The 9,557-nt window shown below is 32.5% G+C and carries 7 protein-coding genes; 2 read left to right on the forward strand and 5 right to left on the reverse strand.

All coding sequences use genetic code 11. From position 1 onward, the window contains the following. Positions 1-713: 713 nt before the first annotated feature. The 5 genes from ahpC to PL77_RS18680 form a co-directional block, all read right to left on the reverse strand. Complete coding sequence (gene ahpC, locus PL77_RS18660) at positions 714-1,277, reverse strand: alkyl hydroperoxide reductase subunit C (RefSeq protein ID WP_044208735.1); 564 nt, start codon at positions 1,275-1,277, stop codon at positions 714-716. Positions 1,278-1,901: 624 nt separating this feature from the next. After that, complete coding sequence (locus PL77_RS18665; RefSeq protein WP_044208736.1) at positions 1,902-3,881, reverse strand: DUF3857 domain-containing protein; 1,980 nt, start codon at positions 3,879-3,881, stop codon at positions 1,902-1,904. A 178-nt stretch (positions 3,882-4,059) separates the two neighbouring features. Next, entirely contained in the window at positions 4,060-5,709 is a 1,650-nt protein-coding gene (locus PL77_RS18670) for a mucoidy inhibitor MuiA family protein (RefSeq protein ID WP_044208737.1), read from the reverse strand. 272 nt (positions 5,710-5,981) lie between these two features. Next, positions 5,982-6,401, reverse strand: coding sequence for a hypothetical protein (locus PL77_RS18675; RefSeq protein ID WP_044208738.1), 420 nt, complete (start codon positions 6,399-6,401; stop codon positions 5,982-5,984). A gap of 255 nt (positions 6,402-6,656) precedes the next feature. After that, entirely contained in the window at positions 6,657-7,580 is a 924-nt protein-coding gene (locus PL77_RS18680; protein ID WP_044208739.1) for a LysR family transcriptional regulator, read from the reverse strand. A gap of 148 nt (positions 7,581-7,728) precedes the next feature. Here PL77_RS18680 and PL77_RS18685 point away from each other — a divergent pair, with 148 nt between their 5' ends. Both PL77_RS18685 and PL77_RS18695 read left to right on the forward strand, forming a co-directional pair. Beyond that, entirely contained in the window at positions 7,729-8,319 is a 591-nt protein-coding gene (locus PL77_RS18685; RefSeq protein ID WP_044208751.1) for an NAD(P)H-dependent oxidoreductase, read from the forward strand. A gap of 189 nt (positions 8,320-8,508) precedes the next feature. Beyond that, a complete protein-coding gene (locus PL77_RS18695) occupies positions 8,509-9,435 on the forward strand; it encodes a sugar phosphate isomerase/epimerase (protein ID WP_082026625.1) in 927 nt (308 codons plus the stop codon). The last annotated feature ends 122 nt before the right edge of the window (positions 9,436-9,557 follow it).

The raw sequence follows: 9,557 nt of genomic DNA on the forward strand, positions 1-9,557 counted from the left end.
TTATTAGTAATAGGTTGATACAATGTTACGGAAGAATGATTTTAGAATCGTACCCCTAGCTGTTTTTTAGGTGCTGAATAATTTTGTAACGTACCGGTAAATGAAGTGGTACTATGTAATCATATGTAAATCAATAACTTGCAATTAGTTAAGTATAGAGGTGTAAAAGTTAGAAATGAAGATTGAAGCTAGTCTTACTCTATTTATTTGTCAAATTTTAATTTTAAGGATTTGATATTCAGAGGTGTTGAATTCTTGTGGCTAGAGTCCTTTTTACTTTTATCACATTGTAAGCTAAGTTTTATTGATTATTATTCATTTTTTATGAATGGTAGATGGTATGCATTATGGTTCGCGAGAGACTGTCGCAAAACCTATTATAGTGTTGAAAAACCACCATGTTTCAAGTGTTAAGCGTTAGCGTCACTTGGAACTGATCATTGGCGAAGTCTCCCGACTTCGAATATAAGTTTCACACTTTCATTCATTTCGAAGTCGGGAGACAATATTTAATCACAAGTGACGCCTATCGGCTTAACACTTGCGATATAAAAGAAGCTTGAAAGTAGGACATAAAAGCATGCAGAATAATGGATTGGAAGTTTATGGTAATTTAGTTTACAGTGGTTTATCTTCGTTCAATAAAAAATCCCATCTTCTACTTTCGTAAAAGATGGGACAAGAGTTAAGTTGGGGTGTATAATTACTTTTGACTAGATTAAACCTACAAGGTCAATGCTAGGCTTTAAAGTTTCGTTTCCTTCTTTCCATTTTGCTGGGCAAACTTCAGAAGGGTTCGCAGCAACGAACTGTAAAGCTTTTAGTTTTCTCAATAACTCTTCAGCGTTTCTTCCTACGTTACCTGCAACTACTTCGTAAGATACGATTTCGCCTTCAGGGTTCACGATGAATGTACCTCTTTCAGCTAAACCTACTTCCTCAATCATTACGTCAAAACCTCTTGAAAGAACTCCTGTAGGATCTGCTAACATTGGGTAGTTGATTTTTTTGATTGTTTCAGAAGCATCGTGCCATGCTTTGTGAACGAAGTGAGTATCAGTAGACACAGAGTATACTTCAGTACCTGTAGCTTTGAATTCTTCGTATAAGTTTGCTAAATCTTCTAATTCTGTAGGGCAAACGAAAGTGAAGTCTGCAGGGTAGAAAAAGAATACTGACCATTTACCTAAAACGTCAGCTTTAGAAACTTCTTTAAATTCGTTGTTAGCGTAAGCTTGTACGTTGAAGTCTACAATTTGTTTTCCGATTTGTGACATAGTAATATCTATATATAATTAAATAATTTTTCGTTTTCTGAATCAGTTTGTTTCTGATCACATTGCAAACATAACAGGCGAATGAAAATAAGGCAAAGTGATAAAATCTATGACTGTATAAGATAAATTTATACAGCAATATTAATTTTATTTATACCATTAACTTTCAGTAGAATACAGCTTGGGATAGGTGCCTCGTTAGCAACTAAAATGTGAAAATGAAAAATCGTTAATGGTTATGCATTATGGTTCTTTAAGACGTTTTATTAAAACGCCCCTACAGCACTGCACTTTAGAAGATCATTATCAAACCCTTTTCTTTTGACCTCTAATGAACAATCATTTTGCAGTAAACCCCTCGGCCTTGAAGGGAAAAGCGTTAAGAATTTCATTTATTGAGCCGTTAAAAATGATTTCGCTGTTTGAGCATAGCGAGTTTAAAATCATTTAGGCTCAAGGAATGAAATTTAGCTTTTGACTTCAAAGCCTTGACTTTTTTGCTTCGTTTTTGTGTTAAGACAAAAATGAAGAAGAAGTAAGCTTGAAAGTAGATCTTATGGAAGCTTGCAAAAAGATAGATTGAAAATTGAGGGTAATTTAGTTTAAAGTATGATCCATAGAATATTAGTTATCAATTTTTTCTATTGCCACTTTTAAGTTGAAATTTTTGACGATGGCATCTATACCTGATTTTAGTTCTTGATAAACTTCAGGTTGATAAACTGCTTTTTTGAAAAAATATTCACCATTCACAATGATTTGATTATTTCTCTTATCGTATCCAAAAGATAAATAAGTAGAAATATCGTCATTGTTGATATAAAAGGGGGCAGGTAAATGGTTGACACCGTAGCCATCTGGCATCTTTATTTTAATGATATATTGATTCTTTTTAGGGTAAAGCATATCTACAGGGTATTCGCGAGTAGGTTGCTTTAATAAATTACTCTTAATGGATAATCCTTGAAAAGGGTCAATGACAAGTATATTATTTAACCTTGAAAGTCCTGATTGTCCCTTAAATGAAATGGTATACGGAAGATTAATATTGTCATAATTCAAACTTTTTATTTCAGACACTTCGTCAAATAGTGATTTCTTAAAATACTCTTCAATTTTTTCAGTATCATCTTTAAACAATTTTCTATGTTTATAGCCTTGATAAAAGTTCGCGACCACTTTCACATCTGATTCAACGATGTTTTCTTCTTCATCAATAGAAATATTGATTTCCGTTCTTTTGACAGAAGGAATATTGTATCCAATTTTCAACCAACTTACCTCTTTACTTTTATCAAGTATTAATGCATACTCATTGATACATCTTGTTGGAATCATATTGACTTCAAGAAGTGGTGCTGTAGCATCTGCAAGAAAAATTGTTTCACCTACTGTTACCTTTGCAAGTAAATAATTGAACATGCTTGTAAAAGGATAAGACATTTTTAGTTTTCCATGATCTCTTGTACTTAATATAGCTGGAGAAGCTTCTATACCAGCTTCTTGTAATAGTGCTATCATTAATAAGTTAAGGGCTGCTACATCTCCAGTCTTTTTATCGATCACATCCTTGGGGGTGTCATAAGTACCAAAGCCGGTAACTTTATTCCAAATGAAATTTTTTTTCATATAATTAATGATAGCAGAAGCTTTTTGAGCATCACTTAAGCCTTCTACTTTTAAGTCTTCTTGGAGCATCTTTTTTGCCATTCTTTTACAAATTTTCAAATACTTTCCCAAGTGTTCTAAGTTGTACAATGAAGTTATCAATTTCTCCCAGGTAGTGATTATTTCTTCTACCGTTAAGTCACTATAGGTCACTTTAGAAATTTGAAAGTCAATTTTTTTGATATAATCATTGATTGAAGTGATGTATGCTTCATCTTTGAATGCTTCTACATTTTTTAATACAGAAGTATAAATCATTTCTTTGTATTCTAAGCTCCCATAGCCTTTTGTAATTGTTCCTTTTTCAACATTGTAATAATCAAACTCATCTATTCTTTGCTCTAACCTAACGTACTCAAAAAAAGGAATCATAAATACCCTATGTTGACTATGAAGAGTTGGAATTTTTGATTGAAATTTCCAATGTGGCATTTTAAAAATATAGGGTGTGATGTGTTCGTATTTGTATTCAATAATGACACCCTCCTTTACATTAGGAAAAGTAAATTTCTTAATCATGGTGAATTCACTGATTCTTTCGGTGAATATGTTCTCAGATGAAATTTCTTTTTTATCAACGATACGACCATTTTCTATCACATAAGTGTAGGCTTCGATATTTTTTACTTTTTCGAAATCCTTTCCCTTTTTAGCAAAAAAAGGAATAGAGACGCTGGCATAATGTTCCCCTTCTTCATTTAAGATTTTTATTCTTTTGTGCCTTGTTGTACGAATAGAATACCCATCTAAGTAATCGAGAAACTTAGTTTCACCGACATCAAAAAGAACTACTGCTTCTGCAGCAGAATCAAAAGAACAGTGCGTTAACTTTATTTCTTCTTCTGATATTACACCTAATTTAGGTTCGATGGTATCTTGTCCTAGAGCAAAAAATGAATATACAGTTAGTAACAGTAGTAATAATAGTTGCTTCATTAGTATTTTTAATTTGTCTTGAAAGAAGGATATGCACTATTGATAGCCCTTCATAGGTTTATATTTATTAGGCTGCAAATATTGAACATATAGAGAAAAAATAAAATTTATAGTATGCTTTTATAAAAAAATACATTGTTGGCCCTTCAAGTTATAGACCAACAATGTAGTATTGATATTAATTGATATCTAAAGGTTCAAACCCTTTGGTAGGGTATTCTACTTCATATTGAAGAATTAATTCTTTGGTTTTGGAAGCTTCTAAATAAAACTCCCATTTTACTTCACCGTCTTCCTTATTCAAACGTCCTTTGCTTAATTCCAATGGAGTCACAATCACCTGATCATTGGTAGAAACCGGAATTTGATCCAGCACTTCAATATTGATCTTCGATGATTTATTATTTTTTACAGTAAGTTTCCAAACTCTATTGGTACGTTTTTTATTACTAAATGAACGCTTCTTTTCCATCTCATAAGCTCTTTCTCTTTTGACAATAATGCTCTCATCAATGCCTAAAGAGATGTCCAATGTATCTGTAGATTGACTTGATTGCAGGAATGTTTTGCCTACAAACTGATTCTCAAAATAGATATTGGCATTACCAGGAATGAAATTGTATTTTCCCCAATCCGTAACTTTTCCTACCAAAAATACATCCGTGTTAAGCTTAGGAATAGCTCTGTAAGAGTAAAGAGCTTCAATTTTTTCATTTTTCAAAGAAATTTCCTTTTCCCTTGTGCCATCATTAATCGTGTATTTTTGAGGTATTTTGTAAGTAAACTGTGTTTGGAAAGAAGTACTTTCGATGTTCCATCCTGAATAAACTTCAACTTCCTGTATGTATTCTTCCTCTATCTCATCACTAGCTCCCCAATCATCATCATTAAACTCTTGTACTATTCTACTTTTTTGCGGAGCAATCTGTACACCGGCCACTTTACCTTGAAGCATATTGTAATTATTTCTATTGGCTGAAACTAAGTTGAGGTAAAGAGGTTCAAGATAGGGAAGTGTGTTGTCTTTTGATGGATTTCCTGATGCAATGCTGACATTAATATCTTTCCAATCAATCCCTGTATTTTGATAAATGTTGGCTTTGAAAACGACATCAAAAGGAGAATTAATATCCTTAGCCAACACGTCATACGTTGGGTTCCAACCTACATTATTCACAATATATTTTAGAAGACACTTTATATTTTGTTCTTTTTCAGATTGCACAGTAACCAAAATATCTTTAAAATAAGTCTTATGTTTCTTTCTGATCTCATTGGCTTCTTCTTGTAGCTTTTTGATCTCTTCACTTAGTGTTTTGATTTCTTTTTGGTAAATGCTTTTTTCCTTTTCTACTTGAAGTCTTTTATCATGAAAAAAAGCGAGTGCACTTTTCAATTCTGCAATATTAAGGTTATTGGAATTGATCGTTTTATTGGCCTCTAAGAGCTCTAGATCCTTATTTAAAATCTCTAAATAGGTGTCTTTTTCTTTAATTTTCTCTTTGATACCTTTGATCTGATCCATCAATTTTTGATAGGCATCATTATCTTTCAATAAGATATTATTTTGCTGGTAGTCTATGGATAAAACCCTAACACCATTCGCTTGAAATTGTATTGTATTGGTAAAAAGGTAGGAAGAAAGTCCTTTAAAAATAATGGTAGATTTTCCCTCTGGAATAGCAACAGCAGCTTTTCGTTCCACGCTTGCAGAATTGGTATAGACTGTCGCATTGCTCACATTGGTTTTTACTTCAATAGGTGTATTCGCCAACGTCAAAAAAGGAAGGCATAAAATGATAAATAGAGCATTGATATTTTTTCTCATAAGACTAAGTATAGTGATTGATATTTTTAATTTGACCGAGTATTTGTTCCTATTTATAGACATTTGAAGAATGAAATAGGAAGCAATAGAAATGGTTATTTATAGATTGATAACATTTTATATAACCATAAATACATTAAAAAATTGCTGCTTTATGCAAAAAGTAGGGGCCTTTATCTTCCTTTTTAACACAAAAAAAGGATTAAGCTTTCACCTAATCCTTTCATTTGACGATTGTTGTATCTTTTGTAATTCTCTGCTATTGAGATAAATTATTTTGCCATCATTGAGTCTTCAACAACATTGACTTTATTTTTATCAACAGGCATTGTAATTGTGATTTCATAACGACCATCCAAGGCATATGATTCACGTTGAATTTCTGTTAATTCAATTCCAAATTCTTCAATCATTGGAATTGCTGCATTTGAAGCCTCAGCTTCTGCATAAATTTCGTATTCAGGCTTACTAACCACGTGTACTTTCATAATACCTCTTTTGTGGTTGTAAGAGTAAGTGTAAACAATATCATTAAAATCGTTGTTGTTTACATCTTTACCAAACGCATTTGAGACAAAAGCTCTTCTTTCTTTAACGTAATGTAATGTTCCTTCTTCAGTTTCTATTGTTTGAGCTTGTAATGAGAATAACGTTCCGAAAAATAATAGTGATGAGATGATTAAATTTTTCATGATTTTTAATGGATTTATATTTTTGTAATAACTTATAGCTCAATTAACGGGAAAGGTTGAGATAAGGTGCTGATTATTAGGATTGATTAAGTAAATGGATGGTAACAAATTTATCTTTTCATCAACTAATTTTTTAATCATAAGTTTTTTGTTTAATACACAATACTGACTTTTTCTTTATATGCACTGTGTACTTTGGTGTTTTTGATGAGAAATGATATCCCGAAAATGAGTGTTTTTTTAAGTTGTTCTAGTCTAAAAATTTATTTGATTTATTTTCTCAAATTTATCTTGAAAGATCTCTTCAACGTATTTTAGCTCCTCTTTTGACTTAATATCAGACCTTGAAGCAAAGTATAATGTATTGTCAGTACTTACTTTTCCTTCCCATACTAATTTAATTTTACCTTCAGCGATAGCTTCTTTACATAAAAAGTCTGGAACTAATGCTACTCCTTCAGCATGATAAAGGCAACGAATGATAGAAGTAATATTTGGTAGAATATAATTTGGTTTAAAAGCAGGCTTTTTCCCTAGGTTCTCAAACCAAAACCTTCTGAAGTGTTCCATTTCATTTGAAGCACTATACCAAGTCTTTTCTTGAAGTACGTCCTCCAAAGCTTTCCATTTTTTTGTTTCAATCAATTTTTCAATCTCGGTCGTATCCACATTATTTCCTGCGATCAAAATGATTCTCTCTTTCGAAAATGGGGTGTATGTCACATGTTGATTTTTGGTGTCAGGAGTTTTTGGAGTAATCACCAAATCCAAAAGGCCATTACTAAGGTCTTTGATCAAATCAATATGACTTCCGAATTTTGCAATAAGGTCAAATTCTAGTTGAGGTACTTTAGGCTCTAAAATTAATTGAAACATCTCCGAACACATTCCTATATGTAATGAAGGTTTTCGCTCTTTAGAAGTTCTTCTAAAATGCTGTTCGGCTTTCTCCAATTTCTCAATGGACCCAATGATATATTCATATAGAAACTTTCCTTCTTCTGTAGGGATCATCTTTCGAGAAGTTCTTTCAAATAGCTTTTTACCAATATAAGCTTCCAAAGCATTGAGGTGCACGCTCACTCCGGGTTGTGAGGAATACAAAGCATTGGCTGCTTTTGTCAACGTTCCATTTTCATAAACTTCTTTAAAAGTTCTGTACCATTCTAAATTGACCATAATCTTATCTATTAAAATTTTTATACAAAGGTATAAAATGTATTATTTTTATGATAGTAATTCGTGTTTTACTTTTGTAATTGTCAAGTCAAACGGATTGATAATCCAATACTTGGCTTGGTACTTATTATCATCAAAAAACGAAAACATGAAAAATATACTAATTATCAACGCTGCACATCCATTTGCTCATTCAGGAGGAAGATTTAATAAAACACTAGCTGAATTTACAGCCAATTATTATGCAGATAGAGAAGATATAAACGTTAGAACAGTTCAGATTGGAGACGAATATGATCCAGTAGCTGAGGTTGAAAATTTCCAATGGGCTGATGTAATCATCTATCATGTACCGATTTGGTGGTTTCAAGTTCCTTTTGGTTTTAAAGAATACATTGATCAAGTATTTACAGCAGGTCATCAAAATGGAATCTATAGGAGTGACGGTAGAAGCCGTAAAAATCCTGCTATCAATTATGGAACAGGTGGAATGTTGCATGGTAAAAAATATGTATTGACTACAAGTTGGAATGCTCCTAGTACTGCATTTACCATGAAAGGGGAGTTTTTCCAAGAAAGAAGTGTAGACGATGGTGTGATGTTCGGTTTCCACAGAATGAATGCCTTTACAGGGATGGAATTAATAGATACCCATCATTTTTATGATATGGAAAAAAATGCAGATGTGCCTAAAGAGTTAGATAAATACAATGACTTCTTAAAGCAGTTAGCACTTTAAAAAATATTGAATCAGCTCGTAATGGGCTGATTTTTTTTGTCTCATAAATTATTGAATTCCATCTTTACTACTGCAATGCTACTTCAAACCTCTTCATTTTTTTGATCCAGTAGAAAAATGCTACAAATTGAATAGAATTTGATATAAAATTGATAGTGTCTTCGGCGTTATGGATTCTATTTTTATCAAATGAAAAATAACAGAAGAACATTTCTAAAACTTTTAACGCAATCCACTTTTGGCCTGACATTTTTTCCAACTACTCTTTATGCAATGAATGATCAAACTTCTTACGTTGATAACTTAGGTATTCAACTTTGGACTTTAAGAAATGAAATAGAAAAAGACCCTTTGGGGACATTGACAAAAGTAAAAGACTTTGGCTATAAGCAATTGGAAGGCATGGGACTACCACAAGTTCAATCCTTACAACCAATAGCATCAGAAGTAGGTTTATCCATCACAAGTTCTTTTTTTCAATGGACCTATTTAACTGAAAACTGGAGTTTGGCGAAACAGAAAGGGATACAAAAAATTGAGAATGTTGATACTTTCGAACATTTGGTGGAAATGGCTCACCGATTAGGATTAACACATCTTACTTTCGGTTATATCTTTGAAGAAGAAAGGGGAGTAGAAAATTATAAAAAATGGGCAGATGCTTTAAATAAAGCTGGCGAACTATGCAATGAGGCGGGAATAATTTTATCCTACCATCATCATGGTTTTGAGTTTCAAAAAGAAAACAATACTTCTATTTTTGAAATCCTAACTCATCGCTTAGAAAGTGATTTAGTAAAATTTGAATTGGATACCTTCTGGTTGGAGATTGCGGGTTTAAATGCTACCGAGGTACTTCAAAGTTTAAATGGAAGAGTTAGCACTCTACATCTCAAAGACTTGAGGAGTAAGGATGAAGTCTATTTCAATGATCAGATTGTTCCCCATGATTTTTTTGTTCCTGTCGGGAAAGGAGTAATTGATTTTCCCATTTTACTTGAAGAAGCAAAACGTCAAAATATCAAGTCTTGTTTTGTAGAACAGGACTATTCAGAAGATACTTATCTGAGTATCAAAGAAAGTATGGAGGGGTTAAAGAAGATGGAGTTGAGATAAGGGTGAGTAGATGTTGTAATGGTAACTAGAAGGTTATTATAAAACCTTTGTCTTTTTGATTTGTAATCAGGCATTCATTTAGTAGTAACTCCCCCGGCCTTGAAGGGAAAAGCGTTAATAAT

Origin of the sequence: Flammeovirga sp. OC4 (assembly GCF_000812565.1) — a bacterium.
In the GTDB taxonomy this organism is placed as follows: domain Bacteria; phylum Bacteroidota; class Bacteroidia; order Cytophagales; family Flammeovirgaceae; genus Flammeovirga.

What these genes read in the sequence shown, in the direction of transcription:
- PL77_RS18685 (WP_044208751.1), top strand. Translation starts at nt 7,729, where the DNA reads ATGAAAAATATACTAATTATCAACGCTGCACATCCATTTGCTCATTCA.
- PL77_RS18675 (WP_044208738.1), bottom strand. Translation starts at nt 6,401, where the DNA reads ATGAAAAATTTAATCATCTCATCACTATTATTTTTCGGAACGTTATTC.
- PL77_RS18665 (WP_044208736.1), bottom strand. Translation starts at nt 3,881, where the DNA reads ATGAAGCAACTATTATTACTACTGTTACTAACTGTATATTCATTTTTT.
- PL77_RS18680 (WP_044208739.1), bottom strand. Translation starts at nt 7,580, where the DNA reads ATGGTCAATTTAGAATGGTACAGAACTTTTAAAGAAGTTTATGAAAAT.
- ahpC (WP_044208735.1), bottom strand. Translation starts at nt 1,277, where the DNA reads ATGTCACAAATCGGAAAACAAATTGTAGACTTCAACGTACAAGCTTAC.
- PL77_RS18695 (WP_082026625.1), top strand. Translation starts at nt 8,509, where the DNA reads ATGAAAAATAACAGAAGAACATTTCTAAAACTTTTAACGCAATCCACT.
- PL77_RS18670 (WP_044208737.1), bottom strand. Translation starts at nt 5,709, where the DNA reads ATGAGAAAAAATATCAATGCTCTATTTATCATTTTATGCCTTCCTTTT.